A 16,433-nucleotide genomic window follows, 5' to 3' on the forward strand; every position below is an offset into this window, starting at 1 on the left:
TATTGTTTTTACAAGGAGAATATCATGAGTAAAAAACCATGGGAAGATAAGGTTTCTGACGAAGAGTTGGAAGAAGTAGTTGACGCTGATTTTCTAGATGATGAAGATGAGTTTGAGGATTATGAAGAAGAAGAGGATGTCACTCCTTCAGATGAAAAACGCGAAAAAGGTGGCGGATTCATTAATTCATCATTCTTGACAGTCTTGCTTGGATTATTCTTTGTTATTGTTGTATGTATTTTGTTCTTTGTTTTCTATACTTCAAATGTTGGTGGAAACAAAACTGCGGAATCTAAGGAATCATCTGGATTCTACTCATCTTCAACTAGCAAAGTTGTTAAATCTTCATCTAGCAAGAAAGACTCAAACAAAGATGAGGAAAGTGAGAAATCTACTACAGAAAAATCTTCAAAAGAGAAATCATCTTCAACTAAAGCATCAAGCTCTTCTAAACATGTAGAAAAAGAAGATGCAACTGAGTCAGCTGAGACAGCACCATCAAGTGCTACGGCAGCAGCAGATGGTTCATCAATTGTTGTTCAATCTGGTGAAGGTGCTGGTTCTATCGCTGCACGTGCAGGTATCTCTGTAGATGAGTTGGAACGTCTTAACCCTGATCACATGACAAGTGGTTACTGGTATGCTAACCCAGGTGACGTCGTTAACGTTCAATAATTTTAAAAGCAAAGGAACATCATGAAAGATATTAGAATTGCTATTGATGGTCCTGCGTCAAGTGGAAAAAGTACAGTAGCCAAGATTATTGCAAAAAATCTTGGCTATACTTATCTTGACACAGGTGCTATGTACCGATCTGCAACTTATTTGGCCTTGCAGAATGGTTTGACTGAGGAAAATGTACCAGAAATTTTGGAGCAACTATCTCTACATCCGATTTCATTTGGAAAAGCAGCAGATGGTAGTCAGCAAGTTTATGTTGGTGATGTTGATATTACACACCCCATTCGTGATAACCAAGTCACAAATAATGTTTCTTGGGTAGCAGCCATTCCTGAAGTGCGCCAAGAACTTGTTGCCCAACAACAACGTATTGCTCAAGATGGTGCTATTATCATGGATGGACGTGATATTGGGACCGTGGTTTTGCCTGATGCAGAACTTAAGATTTTCTTGATTGCTTCAGTTGATGAACGTGCGGAACGCCGTTATAAGGAAAATATCGAAAAAGGTATTCCTGCTGACCTTGAGACTCTAAAAAAAGAAATTGCTGAACGTGACTATAAAGATAGTCATCGTAAAGTTTCACCTCTTAAACCAGCGGAAGATGCCATCACTTTTGACACTACAGGTGTATCTATTGATGGTGTTGTGGAATTTATTCAAGAAAAAGCAAAAAAAATTATTGACAAAGGATGACTCACTTGTTATACTATTAACAATGAGAAAAGCAGAAGTGAGAACTTCTCGCCTTGCGACTTAGGTTGTCTGGCCCAACATGTCAAATCCCTATAGGGATATTATGTGTGCGGGCTTGTATATCAAGTCCGCTTTGTTTTTCTCTAAAAAAATAAAGAGGTGAAGATCATAGCTAAGAAAGATCTATTCATTAACGATGAAATTCGCGTTCGCGAAGTTCGTCTTGTTGGTCTTGATGGTGAACAATTGGGAATTAAACCATTGTCAGAAGCGCAAGCTATTGCAGATGATGCAAATGTTGACTTGGTTCTCATCCAACCACAAGCTACGCCACCTGTTGCGAAGATTATGGACTATGGTAAGTTCAAATTTGAGTATCAAAAGAAACAAAAAGAACAACGTAAGAAACAAAGCGTTGTTACTGTTAAGGAAGTTCGTTTGAGTCCAGTTATTGATAAAGGTGACTTTGAAACTAAACTTCGTAACGGCCGTAAGTTCCTTGAAAAAGGAAACAAGGTTAAAGTTTCTATCCGATTCAAAGGTCGTATGATTACTCACAAAGAAATCGGAGCTAAGGTCTTGGCGGAATTTGCTGAAAAAACGCAAGATATTGCGATTATTGAGCAAAGAGCGAAGATGGATGGACGTCAAATGTTCATGCAACTTGCACCAATTCCTGACAAAAAATAATTGTCAAACTAACACTATTTTAAGAGGAGAATTTTAAAATGCCAAAACAAAAAACACACCGCGCATCAGCTAAACGTTTCAAACGTACAGGTTCAGGTGGATTGAAACGCTTCCGTGCCTTCACATCTCACCGTTTCCACGGTAAAACTAAAAAACAACGTCGTCACCTTCGTAAAGCATCAATGGTACATTCAGGTGACTTTAAACGTATCAAATCAATGCTTTCACAAATGCGTTAATCCGCTAAAAGCATTACAAATTAACTAAACTAGAAATAATTCGGAGGAATATATAAATGGCTCGTGTTAAAGGTGGCGTTGTATCACGCAAACGTCGTAAACGTGTATTGAAACTTGCTAAAGGTTACTATGGTGCAAAACACATCTTGTTCCGTACTGCAAAAGAACAAGTAATGAACTCTTACTACTATGCATACCGTGACCGTCGTCAAAAGAAACGTGATTTCCGTAAACTTTGGATCACACGTATCAATGCGGCAGCTCGTTTGAACGGTTTGTCATACTCACAATTGATGCACGGTTTGAAATTGGCTGAAATCGAAGTTAACCGTAAAATGCTTGCTGATTTGGCAGTTAACGATGCAGCAGCTTTCACAGCTCTTGCAGATGCAGCTAAAGCAAAACTTGGTAAATAAAAATTAAGATGGGGCTTACCCATCTTTTTTTATGGAGGTAATTATGATTCGTTTAGCAAGAGCAGAAGATATTCCAAGATTACAGGAGCTATTGGGGCAGATTCTTATAGTGCATCATCATGCACGCCCTGATGTTTTTAAGTCAGAAGGCAGTAAATTTACAGATGCAGACTTAGAAGCAGTGATTAATGATCCAAATAAACCTATTTTTGTATATGAGGATGAAGAAGGCCGTATCTTAGGTCATCTATTCTTAATGATTAAAGAAGTATCTGATAATAATGGTCCACTAAAGGCTGTTAAGACTCTTTTTATTGATGATTTATGCGTTGATAAGGAGGCTCGAGGTCAAAAATTAGGGGAGAAGCTTTATCAATTTGCCTTGGACTATGCTAAGGAGTTAGGTTGTTATAATCTGACACTTCACGTATGGAATGATAATGCGGGTGCTGTACGTTTTTACGAACGTTTAGGTATGAAACCGAGATATACAGAAATGGAAACCATCCTAAAATAATACGTTTTCATGAGAGAAATTTAACTTATGAGGAATAAAAAATTTTGATATGCTGAAAGAGAACTTTTAGAAATGGAGAATTTTAATGCCTCGTAATTTTAAAGAAGCTTTGCTTTTTACGTTTTTAATGTGTGGAATGATGGTCTGTGGGATGAGTCTGTGGAATCTTCTCATCCTTGATTGGACTGGAGTAGTTCCCTTTGCTTGGGGTCACTTTTTCCAAGGCTATCTTCCTGGATTTGTGGTTGCTTTCTTACTGGATATGCTTTTGGTGGGACCACTAGCCAAGACAATTGCATTTGCAATTTTACATAAAGTAAAAGCCCATGATAAACGATGGGCGAAGATTTTAGTGATTTCTGGAACCATTGCGCTATTCATGGTAACCTTTATGTCGCTCTATGGATTAGTGTACAACGGTCAGTCGGTGACGCTTTCATCCTATGGTCGTGCTTGGTTGACAAATGTTATCATGGCCTTACCACTTAATTTTCTAGTAGTTGGTCCCATCTCACGCTTTATCTTGGGAAAACTGCAAAAACCATTGCCTGGTGAAGAAGTTGTAGAGAATTTTGAAGACGATGACGAATTACCAACTATAATCTAAGTAAAGAACTGGAGTTTCTCTCCAGTTCTTTTAATTTTAAAAGCAGCCACGGATGTGACTGCTTAATGATGATTAGTTTTTCTTTTTCATTTCACCATGTGGGTAGTAAGTTCCCTCTGGCATATCGTTAATGAAAACATGAATAGCTTCTTTAGGTGCTTTCGCAACACGTGATACAACCTCAGTAACTTCGCGAGCAAGTTCGATTTTTTGTTCTTCAGTACGACCTTCAAAGAGATCAATTTTTACAAATGGCATAATGCATCTCCTTAGTTTTGATAGTCCTATTATAGCATTAATTAAGAGAATATTCTAAAGTTTTTGGAAATTCTTGAAATGATAATATTGCAATGCTACAATGCGAGTGATTTCAATAGTAAGGCTTAAAGTAAAAAGAGGCCGCTAGCTAAGAGAAAGCATTCCTAGTTGAAAGTAATAGTATTACTTTTGATTCGATCATTCCTGATTTTGGGAACGTCTCACATGCTATAAAAATGGTAAGGCGTCTTGTAATGATAGGTAAGTGATTGTATTTTCTTTATAAAGGATGAAAACTCTTACTAAAAATGGTAAAATAATGCTAACTAGAGACAGTAAGGAGTAAATTATGACAATTGATTTTCGTGCCGAAGTTGATAAGCGTAAAGATGCTTTGATGGAGGACCTTTTTGGTCTTTTGCGTATTAACTCAGAACGTGATGACAGTAAGGTTGATGATAAGCACCCATTTGGTCCTGGACCAGTAAAAGCTTTGGAACATTTTCTTGCTTTAGCAGAACGTGACGGCTATAAAACTCGTAATATCGATAATTATGCTGGTGACTTTGAATTTGGTCAAGGTGATGAAGTTTTGGGTATCTTTGCACACTTGGATGTGGTTCCAGCTGGTAGCGGTTGGGATACAGATCCTTATGAACCTGTAATCAAAGATGGCAAACTTTATGCCCGTGGGTCATCAGATGATAAAGGCCCAACAATGGCTTGTTACTATGCCTTGAAAATTATTAAAGAACTCGAGCTTCCAGTATCTAAGCGTGTGCGCTTCATTGTTGGTACTGATGAAGAATCTGGTTGGGGCGATATGGAATATTACTTCGCTCATAATGGATTAAAAGATCCTGATTTTGGTTTTTCACCTGATGCAGAATTCCCAATTATCAATGGTGAAAAAGGTAATATTACAGCCTATCTCCATTTTGAAGGTCAAAATGATGGGGACTTTAGTCTTGTGTCCTTTAATGGTGGTTTGCGTGAAAATATGGTTCCTGAATCAGCAAGTGCAGATTTTACTGGACCTATCACTTTGAAAGAACTCGAGGCCAAATTAGCAGACTTTGTTGTGGAACAAGAAGTAACTGGTCAAGTGACCGAAGAAGCTGGTGTTTTCCATGTGACTATTCATGGGAAATCAGCTCATGGTATGATGCCTCAAAATGGTATTAATGGGGCAACCTACTTGGCACTCTTCCTTAGCCAATTTGATTTCCAAGGCAATGCTAAAACGTATTTGGATTTAATTGCTGAAACACTTCATAAGGATTTCTTTGCTGAAAAGACAGGTCTTGCATTTACAGATCCTAAGATGGGTGAATTGACCATGAATGCAGGTGTATTTAACTTCGCTAAGGAATCAGAAGATAATACGATTGCTCTGAATTTCCGCTATCCTCAAGGGGTTGATACGGATGCTATTAAGTCTGATCTTGAAAAACTCGAAGGTCCTAAGGCGGTTAGTCTCTCAGAACACGGTCATGTGCCACACTATGTACCAGTTGATGATCCTATGGTAGAGACTCTTCTTTCAGTCTATGAGAAACAAACAGGGCTTAAAGGTCATGAACAAATTATTGGTGGCGGAACATTTGGACGTCTCCTCAAACGTGGTGTTGCCTATGGAGCTATGTTCCCTGGTTATGTTAACACGATGCACCAAGCAAATGAGTTTACTGAGGTCGAAGACTTGTACCGTGCAGCTGCCATTTATGCAGAAGCTATCTATGAGTTAATCAAATAAAAAAGAGAGACAGTTTTGTCTCTTTTTTGAGGAGGAAAATATGGAAACACTTGAAGAATTAACGCAAGCAATCATGTCCGATGAACAAAATAAAGCTTTTACGGAACAAGGTATAAAACCCTTGTTTACCATTCCAAAAACGGCACGAATTAATATCGTAGGACAAGCTCCTGGTATTCGTGCCCAAGAGTCCGGCCTTTACTGGAATGATCCTAGCGGTGATAATCTCAGGGATTGGATGGGTGTTTCACGCGAAGAATTTTATGAATCTGGCATGTTTGCTATTGTGCCAATGGATTTTTATTTCCCAGGTCATGGTAAATCAGGTGATTTACCTCCTCGCAAAGGATTTGCAGACAAGTGGCATGAGAAAGTTCTTGCTTTAGCTCCTGATATTCAATTGACGATTTTAGTAGGTAACTATGCACAGCGTTACTATTTACATCAAAAATCGTCGGCAAAATTAACGGATACAGTTAAGCATTACAAAGATTACCTTCCAGAGTTTTTCCCTCTCGTTCATCCCTCTCCTCGAAATAATATTTGGCAAGCCAAAAATCCATGGTTTATGGAAGAAGTAGTTCCAGAGTTGAAGGCTTTGGTCAAAAAAATCTTAAGTCAATGATTTCTGATATATGAACTTGTATTGTCATTAGGTATTGTTATCAAATTAATGAAGCAACATTTAGAACATGTTCAAATGATATAAAGATTTGAGCCCCTTGGGGCTCTTTTTGATACTTTAACAAAAACAGTTGCAAAAATAATTAACAAAATTCTAATACTTAGCTTATACAGTGCAATTTAACTCTAATTTTCAGAAGAAGTAACATATAAAATTAAGGTAGCTATCCTTTTAAACTAAAGAATCAATTAAATAATACTTACAAATTGAAAATGAGTGTAAATTTTTAAAAATATTAAGATAATTCTATTGACAGAAAGTTTAAAAGTGATAGACTTTAGGTGTTAAGAAAATTTAGAAGGATATTTGTGATATGGGAAGAAAAGATTCACAACGTTTTTCAATCAGGAAGTATAGCTTTGGAGCTGCTTCTGTTCTTTTGGGTACAACCATTCTTGCGATGGGGGCAACTGGTGTACATGCAGATGAGGTTTCAACTTCAGCTGCTACTGATACACCACTTAGTGCTTCTGTACTAACAGATACTGCTGCTGATCCGGCAACAACTGTTGATCATTCGGAGAAGCAAGTTGTTTCTGTCAAAGAAGAAGGAAATACCACTGTAACAACAAGTGTTGTTACAACTGATAGTCTTGAGGATGCTAAAACTTCTGCGGTAAAAGAAGGGGTAGAAGTCGAAGAAACTGCACCGCAAACACATACATCCCTAGAGGGTGCTATTGCTGACAATCAAGCTCAATCAAAAGAGATTAATACGGTTGTTTCGGATTATCAGAAGGCAAAAGAAAACCACAAAAAAGATGTAGCTGAGTATGATAAAGCTAAGGCTGAGTACGATGCTAAAGTGGCCGAAAAAGCAGCAGCTGATAAAGCAAACGCTGCTTCTAAAGCACAGTATGATACTGATCAAGCTGCTTATGAAAAAGGGTTAGCTAAATACCAAGCTGATAAAAAAGCCTATGATGCAGCATTGGAAGAGTATAATACTCAAAAATTAACTTATGATTCTAAAGTAGCCGAAAAAGCAGCTGCCGATGCAGCTAATGCTAAGTCAGAGGCCGATTACAAGGTACAGTTGGCTGTTTATGAAACTGCTAAGAAGAACTATGAAGCTGCTATGGCTCAGTATAGCAAAGACAAGGCAAAATATGATGCTGAGAAGGAAGCTTATGATGCTAAAGTAGCTGAAAAAGTTCGTACAGAAATCGAAAACAAGGCTGCTCAAGAGCAGTATGAGAAAGATTTAGCTACGTATAATGCCGCTTATGAAAAATATCAAACCGATTTAGCTGCCTACAAGACTGCCAAAGTAGCCTACGATGCTAAAGTAGCCGAAAAAGCAGCAGCTGATGCAGCTAATGCAGAAGCTAAAGCCAAGTATGATGCAGAAATGGTCACTTACGAAGCAGCCTTGTCTGAATATAAGACAAATAAGGCTTTGTATGATGCCGCTCTAGCTGAATACAATACGAAAAAAACAGCCTATGATGCTAAAGTAGCTGAGAAAACACAAGCGGAAATTACTGATAAGGCTGCTCAAGAGCAATATGAGAAAGATCTTGCTGCTTACAATACGGCTTACGAAAAATATCAAACTGATTTAGCTACCTACAAGACTGCTAAAGCAGCCTACGATGCCAAAGTAGTCGAAAAAGCAGCAGCTGATGCAGCTAATGCGGAAGCTAAAGCGAAATATGATGCAGAAATGGCTGTTTATAATACAGCTAAAGCACAATACGATAAAGATTTACAAGAATACCAAGCTAAGAAAGCGCAATACGATAAAGATAAAGCAGCCTATGATCAACTTGTTGCTATTAAAGCAGAAGAAGATGCTGCAAAAGCTAAGTATGAAGTTGAGCTTGCAAAATACAATGTAGACCTAGAACAATACGGCAAAGACTTTGCTACCTACCAAACAAAACTTGCTGAATATCAAACAGCTTTGGCACAGTACAAAGATGCTAAAGCAGCTTATGATAAGTACATGAATGATAATGGTTTCCAAGATCTAAAAGATGTAGAAACTGTTCAAGATTTGACCTTCCAACGTGAAGGTGGAGCCATTCATACCATCGATGGCATCAGTGCTTATCTCACTCGTGATGCTCAAGCTCGTTTGAATACAAGCAATGTACATCAGTATGATTCCAATAAATTGGAAGCTTCAGATATTGTAGCAACTAGTCCTTGGGCCAATAATGAAACTGAATTTATTCAAATTAAGGAAGGTGACAAATTTGTTGTAACCTATGACAATTTGAATCAGTCAAGCATGCGTGAAAATACTGATATGCATCCTATCAAGCGCGTGATTTACCGTTATGAAATTCTTACTCTTCCATCAAATGACGGTAAAGGAATTGCAGCCGTTAGCTCAGACCCAACTGTAACACTAACAGTCGGTGCTTCAACAGACCAAAATAAACCCGTTAAGGTGGCTGTAGATATTGAATTTTATGATGGTAATGGCAATAAGTTTGATTTGACACAGCATAACGCTATTGTTGCGCTTAATTCCCTTAACCACTGGACAGGTGCTTCTTATGTGGATAGTGGAGATAAACCTCGTGCACTTACAGTAGAAGCCAAGGATAAAGATGGTAAGACTGTTCGAGGAACTTGGAATCCATATGCAGATGGTTCATCAATGAGCATTGAAAACAATGCAGTTGTTGTTAAAAATGGAACAGCTGACTTTGGTACTGCTGACGTCACTATCTCTGCTGAAAATCCAATTAAAATTGTGGCACAAAAAGCAACGTGGAATGGTAGTGAATTTACAGTTAGTGAAGAAACTGTTATTGACGCAACTTCAGTCAATGTTTCAGGTGCTGGGAATGGTCACTCTATCGGAACAGATGAGTTCACATTAGACGGTAAAGATGATGTGATTGGTTCTTACACTATTGATCCAACTTCAGGACGTATCATCTTTACTCCTAAGAAGAAATTTGAAAATGTAGAGCACCAAGAGTCTGTAAATATTGGCAATAATAGATATATTCCAATTCCAAATTCTAGTGTTTCTTATGATGCCGCTACTAAAGAAGTAACGTCGTTTAAAGATAACCAATACATTGAACATGGGTCTATCTTTAATGGTGAATCTTCAACGACTCTTGAAGGTTGGGATAATCCATCTTCTCCATATCTCTATTATGGTGGAGCAGGCTTAAAGATGGCTGATGGTCACTTGGTATTTACGGCCAATGGAGCTAATGCTGCTGGTCAACCAACAGTATATTGGTTTGCGATTAACTCAAATGTTGGTATTCCAAAAAATCCTGGTGAAGCACCAAAAGAGCCAACAGCTCCAGAAGAACCAAAGGCGCCAACGCCACCAACGATTACTTTGGATAAACTTCCAGCTGAACCAATAGAACCAACGCCACCAACAGCTCCTACGGCACCAACAGAACCTAACTATACAGTTGTTACAGTTGATTCAGAGCAACCTAAGGCACCAACAGAACCAAAAGCACCAACGCCACCAACTCCGACAGTTGTTGAAGTTCCTGCGGAACCAAGCAAACCAGAAGAACCTAAAGCTCCAACACCACCGACAGAACCTAACTACACTGTGGTTACAGTTGATGCAGAGGAACCTAAGGCTCCAACAGAACCAAAAGCACCAACGCCACCAACTCCAGCTTTAGTTGAAGTGCCAGTAGAGCCACGTAAGATTACGGCTCCAGTAGAACCTAAGGCTCCGACTCCACCTACACCTGTAGTTGTAGAGGTACCTGGTGAGCCAACAAAACCAACTCCACCAACAGAGCCAACAGCTCCAACACCACCAACTCCACCAACAGAGCCAACAGCTCCAACACCACCAACTATGGTCACAGTTAATGTTCCTAATAAACCTGTTTCACCTAAAGAACTTGTAGCTCCTAAGGTAAAATGGCATAAAAATTATCTTGTTGAGCGCGTAACACGTCCAGTACCAACGACGCCACCAACTCCTCAAAAACCAAAAACTCCTGGAACACCTACAGGACCAAGCGTTACACCAACTTCTTCTATAGTTGCTAAGCAAGAAACAGAAAGAACTAATAGCGCCGTATTGCCAGAAACAGGTGACTCTAACCAAAAATTAGCATCTGTAACAGGTCTAGGCCTGCTTTCAATGGCCCTTTCAGGTCTATGGTCAGCTCGCAAACGTAAACATTAATAAGATAAAATGAAAGATTAGGTTGTTTTGCTATGCAAGACAGTCTAGTCTTTTTTTTTGTTACTTATTCTTTGCATATTATCGGCATAAATAAGTTTGAATGTTAAAACTAATAGGGCAAACGAGAGGACATGATTTAGGTGAAATAGCTATCCAAAAGCTAAATATTACTATGAAAAGTAAAATGAAAGCTTATAGTTGATTGTTTTTCATAATCTTTTCAATAAAAAAACATTAAAGCGAATTGGACTAGATATTATAAAATTAAACCGCCTATTTGTATCGTAAACACTATTAATAATAGGATTTTGTCTATCAAATATTTTGATATTAAAAAGTATTTGAATTTAAGAATCTAATCGAATTTAAAGGAATGGGCGTTTTTATGAGATATCTCAAATTGACATGGTTCTTTCTTTTGTTAGAATATGAACATAACTAAATATAGAAGGACGTAATTTAAATGGGGAAAAAGGAATTACAACGTTATTCACTCAGAAAGTCTAGCCTTGGTGCGGCTTCTGTTCTTTTGGGGACTGCAGTTCTTGCAGTAGGAGCTTCAAATGCAAGCGCTGATGAGGTAGCAACAACTACAGATTCAGCAACACCAGCAGTTGAAGCAACAGATGCTGTTGAAGAAAACACTTCAGCCGTAGCAGATTCAACTGAAAAGAAAGTTGTTAACGTTACTGAAGAAGGCAACACAACTGTTACAACGAGTGAAGTAACAAATACAAGCTTAGAAGCTGCAAAAACAGCTGCAACTAACGAAGGGGTTGAGGTTAAGGAAGAACCTGCTCAAACCAAAGAAACTGTTGAAGCAGCTGCTGCAGATAATAAAGCACAAGCAGAGAAAATCAATACAGTCGTTTCTGATTATAAAGCGGCTAAAGAACAATACAAGTCAGATAAAGCTGACTATGATAAAGCAAAAGCAAACTATGATGCCAAATTAGCTGAGAAAGCACTTGCTGATAAAACAAATGCTGAAGCTCAGGCTAAATATGATACTGAAAAAACAGCTTATGATAAAGCTTCAGAGCAATACCAAATTGCTAAGCAAGCTTATGACTCAGCTCTTTCAGAGTACAAGACTAAGAAAGTTACTTATGATGCTAAGGTAGCAGAAAAAGAAGCCGCTGATAAAGAAAATGCGCTTTCTGCAGCTAAATACCAAGCAGAATTGGCAACATATAACCAAGCAAAAGCTGATTATGAAGCAGCTCTTGCTCAGTACAATAGCGATAAAGCCAAATACAATGCTGAAAAAGCTAACTATGATAATAAAGTAGCTGAAAAAGTTGTTACTGAAAAACGTAACGCCGAAGCTGAAGCTAAATATCAAACTGAGCTAGCAGCATACAATGAAGCAAAAGCTAAATATGATGTAGAAAAAGCAGCGTATGACAAGAATCTTGAACTTTATAATGCTAAGAAAACAGCTTATGAAGCAGATCTTGAAACAAAACAAGCTATTGAAAAATACAATGCAGATGCTAAAGCTAAATACGAAGCAGCCTTGGTTGTCTACAATGAGCAAAAAGCTAAATATGACCAAGAGTACCTTGAGTATCAAAACAAATTAGCTGTTTACCAAACAGCACTTAAACAATACCAAGATGCTAAAACAGCTTACGATAAATACATGAATGATCCTGTATATCGTAACCTTAAAGATGCTGAAGTTGTTCAAGAATTGACTTTCCAACGTGAAAACGATGCGACACACAAAGTTGAAGGTGTAAGCAACTACTTGACAAAAGAAGCACAAGAGCGTCTTAACACAAGTAATGTTTTCCAATATGACTCTAACAAGTTACAAGCATCTGACATTGTTTCAAATAGCCCTTGGACAAATACTGAAGACGAGTGGATTCAAGTTAAAGAAGGTGACAAATTTGTTGTTACTTATGATGGTTTGAACCAATCAAGCATGCTTGTTGAGAATGAAGCATCAGCAATCAAACGTGTTGTTTACCGTTACGAAATCGTTAGCCTTCCATCAAACGACGGAAAAGGTATCGCGAAAATCAGTAAGGATCCAACAGTAACTATGACAGTTGGAGCGTCAACTGATCAAGATAAACCGGTTAAAGTAGCTGTAGATGTTGAGTTTTACGATAAAGATGGTAAAATGTTCAACCTTAGTGAGCGTAATGCTATCGTAGCACTTAACTCACTTAACCACTGGAACGGTGCAGCTTATGTTGAAACATCTGAGCGCCCACGTCCACTTACAGTAGAAGCGAAAGACGTTAATGGTAATACTGTTCGCGGTACTTACAATCCTTACGCAGATGGTTCTACTTTGGCAATCCAAAACGGTGAAGTTGTTACAAAATCTGGTTACGCAGATTTTGGTGGAGCTACAGTTAACATTTCAGATGAGAACCCACTTAAGGTAGTGGTTCCTATCACTGACTGGAATGGTTCAGAATGGGTTGTCTCACATGAAATTCCATCTGATGTAACAACTCTTAATGCTTCAGGTAGCGGTAATGGACACGCTCTTGGTAACCAAGATTATACGTTTGGTGATAAAGATGATGTTATTGGTTCATACAGCGTTTCTGCTGAAACTGGTTTGATTACATTCACACCTAAGAAAAAATACCAATCAACACGCCACCAAGAATATGTAAATATTGGTGATAACCAATTCATCGCTATTCCAAAATCATCAGTTACTTATGATGCTGCTACTAAAGAAGTAACATCAGTCAATGATAACCAATACATTGACCATGGTGCAGTCTTTAATGGTGAGACAACATCAGAATTGACAGGTTGGGATAACGCTGATTCACCTTACCTCTACTATGGAGGTGCAGGTATCAAGATGACTAATGGTCACTTGGTATTTACTGCTGAAGGTGCAAATGCTGATGGCGCACCAACAGTTTACTGGTTCGCAATCAACTCTAACCTTGGTTTGCCTAAGAATCCAGGTGAAAAACCTGAAGAACCTAAGGCACCAACACCACCAACAGCACCGGTTAAACCAGTCGTTAAAACAGTTGGTATCAATCCACAAGAACCAACACCACCAACACCTCCAAAAGAGCCAGTGGCACCAACGCCACCAACTCCAGAGGTAGTTGAAGTTCCTGGTAAACCACAAGAACCAACACCACCAACAGGTCCAACGGCACCAACGCCACCAACACCAAAAGTGGTTGAAGTTCCAGAAAAACCGGTTGCACCAACACCACCAACAGGTCCAACGGCACCAACGCCACCAACACCAAAAGTAGTTGAAGTTCCTGCTAAACCAGTAGAACCTAAAACTCCTGAAAAACCAAGTGTTGTATGGCACAAGAACTATGTCGTTGAGAGAGAGTCTCACGTGGTACCACCAACACCACCGACTACTCCTCAAACACCACCAACACCTGTTACTCCTCCAACTCCAGTGACACCACCAACTACACCAACTCCAGATACTGAAGTTCCTGTAGTGCCTCAAGCTGAGTTGCCACAAACTGGTGAGCACACTAGCAATGCTGGATTTATTGGACTTCTTTCAATGATTTTTGCAGCCTTTGTAGGATTCTTCAAACGTCGTAAAGAAGATTAAGTGGTGCTATTAAATTAGTTCCCCATCAAAACTAGATTCTATTTAGGATCTAGTTTTTATTTTTGCTCGGTTTTCCTCCCTCATATCATTTCTATTTACTGGTGAAACATGTTATAATTGTTTTGAATGACTATTATAGAAAGATGCAAGGAGACGAGCATGGAAGAACTTAAGAAAATCGCTGGTGTAACCGCTGCTAAATATGTTGAAGATGGAATGGTTGTTGGACTCGGTACAGGGTCAACAGCTTACTTCTTCGTAGAGGAAATTGGCCGTCGTATTAAGGAAGAAGGTCTTAGTGTTGTTGGTGTAACGACATCAAGTCAAACCACTAAACAAGCTGAGGGCTTAGGCATTCCTTTGAAGGCAGTGGATGACATTGACAGTATTGATGTTACTGTTGATGGAGCCGACGAAGTAGACCCTCAACTCAACGGGATTAAAGGTGGCGGTGGTGCCCTTTTGATGGAAAAAATCGTCGCTACACCTACAAAAGAATATATCTGGGTGGTTGATGAGTCTAAAATGGTTGATCAATTAGGTGCTTTCAAGCTACCAGTTGAAGTGGTTCAATATGGTGCTGACCGTCTGTATCGTTTCTTTGAGTCTAAGGGCTATAAGCCATCATTCCGACTTACGGAACAAGGTGACCGCTTTGTTACAGATATGAAGAACTATATCATCGATCTTGATTTAGGTAAGATTGAAAATCCAGTAGCTCTTGGTGAAGAACTAAAAGCTATGACAGGTGTTGTCGATCATGGATTGTTCAATGGTATGGTTAACAAAGTCATCGTTGCAGGAAAAGACGGTGTTAAGGTCGTTGAAGTCAAGGCCTAGTCCAATTTTGATTTCCCCTCACTTTTAATGAGGAAAACTAATTAATTTTTGTCAAACTATTAAATAATATAGAAAGGCAAGAGGTAATTTCGAAAAGATTTTATCTCTTTGTGGTGTTATTATGTCCAAATTTAACCGAATGCATTTAGTCGTTCTTGATTCAGTAGGAATTGGTGCTGCTCCAGATGCCAATGACTTTGTCAATGCAGGTGTGCCAGATGGTGCTTCAGATACCCTTGGTCATATCTCTAAATCAGTAGGATTGAATGTGCCAAATATGGCTAAGCTTGGTCTAGGAAATATTCCTCGTGAAACACCTTTGAAAACAGTATCAGCAGAAAGTAACCCAACTGGTTATGCAACAAAATTGCAGGAAGTTTCTCTTGGTAAGGATACGATGACTGGTCACTGGGAAATCATGGGTCTCAATATTACTGAACCTTTTGATACCTTCTGGAACGGATTCCCAGAAGAAATTCTCACTAAAATTGAGGAATTCTCAGGTCGTAAAGTCATTCGTGAAGCTAATAAACCATACTCAGGTACAGCTGTTATTGAAGACTTTGGACCTCGTCAAATGGAAACTGGTGAATTGATTATTTATACTTCAGCTGACCCAGTTCTTCAAATTGCTGCACACGAAGATATTATTCCATTGGATGAGTTGTATCGTATTTGTGAATATGCGCGTTCAATTACCCTTGAGCGTCCAGCTCTTCTAGGGCGTATCATTGCTCGTCCTTACGTTGGTGAGCCTGGAAACTTCACTCGCACATCTAATCGTCGAGATTTGGCTGTTTCACCATTTGCACCCACTGTTTTGGATAAATTGAATGAAGCTGGTATTGATACTTATGCCGTTGGTAAAATCAATGATATTTTCAACGGAGCTGGTATTAACCACGATATGGGTCACAACAAATCAAATAGCCATGGTATTGATAATTTGATTAAAGCTATGACTTCTGAAGATTTCAAACATGGTTTCTCATTCACAAACTTGGTAGACTTCGATGCCCTTTATGGACACCGTCGTGACCCACATGGATATCGTGATTGTTTGCACGAATTTGACCAACGTTTGCCTGAAATCATTGCTGCCATGCGTGAAGATGATCTCTTGATGATTACAGCAGACCACGGAAATGATCCAACTTATGCAGGTACAGACCATACTCGTGAATATATTCCTTTCTTGGCTTATAGCCCATCATTCAAAGGAAATGGACTTATTCCAGTAGGTCATTTCTCTGACATCTCAGCAACTGTCGCTGAAAACTTTGGTGTAGATAAAGCCATGATTGGTGAAAGCTTCTTGGATAAACTTGTCTAA

The 16,433-nt window shown here is 38.8% G+C and carries 14 protein-coding genes and 1 other annotated feature; of the genes, 13 read left to right on the forward strand and 1 reads right to left on the reverse strand.

What is annotated here, in order from left to right:
- Window positions 1-24: 24 nt before the first annotated feature.
- The 7 genes from ACT170_RS02845 to ACT170_RS02875 all read left to right on the forward strand — a co-directional run bounded on the left by ACT170_RS02845 (window position 25) and on the right by ACT170_RS02875 (window position 3,846).
- Window positions 25-675: an SAG1386/EF1546 family surface-associated protein gene (locus ACT170_RS02845; protein WP_002885112.1), complete on the forward strand. Its 651-nt coding sequence runs from the start codon at window positions 25-27 to the stop codon at window positions 673-675.
- A 21-nt stretch (window positions 676-696) separates the two neighbouring features.
- Window positions 697-1,377 carry a (d)CMP kinase gene (gene cmk / locus ACT170_RS02850; RefSeq protein ID WP_022496338.1) on the forward strand — a complete coding sequence of 227 codons (681 nt, stop codon included), beginning with the start codon at window positions 697-699 and terminating at the stop codon, window positions 1,375-1,377.
- Between the two features lie 23 nt (window positions 1,378-1,400).
- Window positions 1,401-1,523: a sequence feature (ribosomal protein L20 leader region), on the forward strand.
- Window positions 1,524-1,536: 13 nt separating this feature from the next.
- Window positions 1,537-2,067: a translation initiation factor IF-3 gene (gene infC, locus ACT170_RS02855; RefSeq protein WP_002885108.1), complete on the forward strand. Its 531-nt coding sequence runs from the start codon at window positions 1,537-1,539 to the stop codon at window positions 2,065-2,067.
- A 38-nt stretch (window positions 2,068-2,105) separates the two neighbouring features.
- Window positions 2,106-2,306 (forward strand): 50S ribosomal protein L35, encoded by a 201-nt coding sequence (rpmI, locus tag ACT170_RS02860; RefSeq protein ID WP_002885093.1) that lies wholly within the window; start codon window positions 2,106-2,108, stop codon window positions 2,304-2,306.
- A gap of 56 nt (window positions 2,307-2,362) precedes the next feature.
- Window positions 2,363-2,722: a 50S ribosomal protein L20 gene (gene rplT / locus ACT170_RS02865; protein WP_002885090.1), complete on the forward strand. Its 360-nt coding sequence runs from the start codon at window positions 2,363-2,365 to the stop codon at window positions 2,720-2,722.
- A 43-nt stretch (window positions 2,723-2,765) separates the two neighbouring features.
- Complete coding sequence (locus ACT170_RS02870) at window positions 2,766-3,239, forward strand: GNAT family N-acetyltransferase (RefSeq protein ID WP_037611239.1); 474 nt, start codon at window positions 2,766-2,768, stop codon at window positions 3,237-3,239.
- 85 nt (window positions 3,240-3,324) lie between these two features.
- Complete coding sequence (locus ACT170_RS02875; protein WP_444818000.1) at window positions 3,325-3,846, forward strand: DUF2798 domain-containing protein; 522 nt, start codon at window positions 3,325-3,327, stop codon at window positions 3,844-3,846.
- 72 nt (window positions 3,847-3,918) lie between these two features.
- Here ACT170_RS02875 and ACT170_RS02880 read toward each other — a convergent pair whose 3' ends face one another.
- A complete protein-coding gene (locus ACT170_RS02880; RefSeq protein WP_002885057.1) occupies window positions 3,919-4,104 on the reverse strand; it encodes a 4-oxalocrotonate tautomerase in 186 nt (61 codons plus the stop codon).
- 349 nt (window positions 4,105-4,453) lie between these two features.
- Between ACT170_RS02880 and pepV the strand changes: the two genes are divergently transcribed.
- From pepV to ACT170_RS02910, 6 genes are all read left to right on the forward strand, one after another.
- Entirely contained in the window at window positions 4,454-5,860 is a 1,407-nt protein-coding gene (pepV, locus tag ACT170_RS02885; protein WP_022496340.1) for a dipeptidase PepV, read from the forward strand.
- 40 nt (window positions 5,861-5,900) lie between these two features.
- On the forward strand, window positions 5,901-6,485 hold the full coding sequence (locus tag ACT170_RS02890; protein ID WP_049545103.1) for a uracil-DNA glycosylase family protein: 585 nt from the start codon (window positions 5,901-5,903) through the stop codon (window positions 6,483-6,485).
- 373 nt (window positions 6,486-6,858) lie between these two features.
- A complete protein-coding gene (locus ACT170_RS02895) occupies window positions 6,859-10,683 on the forward strand; it encodes a GbpC/Spa domain-containing protein (protein ID WP_444818001.1) in 3,825 nt (1,274 codons plus the stop codon).
- A 463-nt stretch (window positions 10,684-11,146) separates the two neighbouring features.
- Window positions 11,147-14,260, forward strand: coding sequence for a GbpC/Spa domain-containing protein (locus ACT170_RS02900; protein WP_444818002.1), 3,114 nt, complete (start codon window positions 11,147-11,149; stop codon window positions 14,258-14,260).
- A 159-nt stretch (window positions 14,261-14,419) separates the two neighbouring features.
- Window positions 14,420-15,100: a ribose-5-phosphate isomerase RpiA gene (gene rpiA / locus ACT170_RS02905; RefSeq protein ID WP_444818003.1), complete on the forward strand. Its 681-nt coding sequence runs from the start codon at window positions 14,420-14,422 to the stop codon at window positions 15,098-15,100.
- Between the two features lie 121 nt (window positions 15,101-15,221).
- Window positions 15,222-16,433, forward strand: a complete 1,212-nt coding sequence (locus tag ACT170_RS02910) for a phosphopentomutase (RefSeq protein WP_060972929.1) — start codon at window positions 15,222-15,224, stop codon at window positions 16,431-16,433.

The organism is Streptococcus sp. cx1 (assembly GCF_052384325.1).
In the GTDB taxonomy this organism is placed as follows: Bacteria; Bacillota; Bacilli; order Lactobacillales; family Streptococcaceae; genus Streptococcus; species Streptococcus salivarius_G.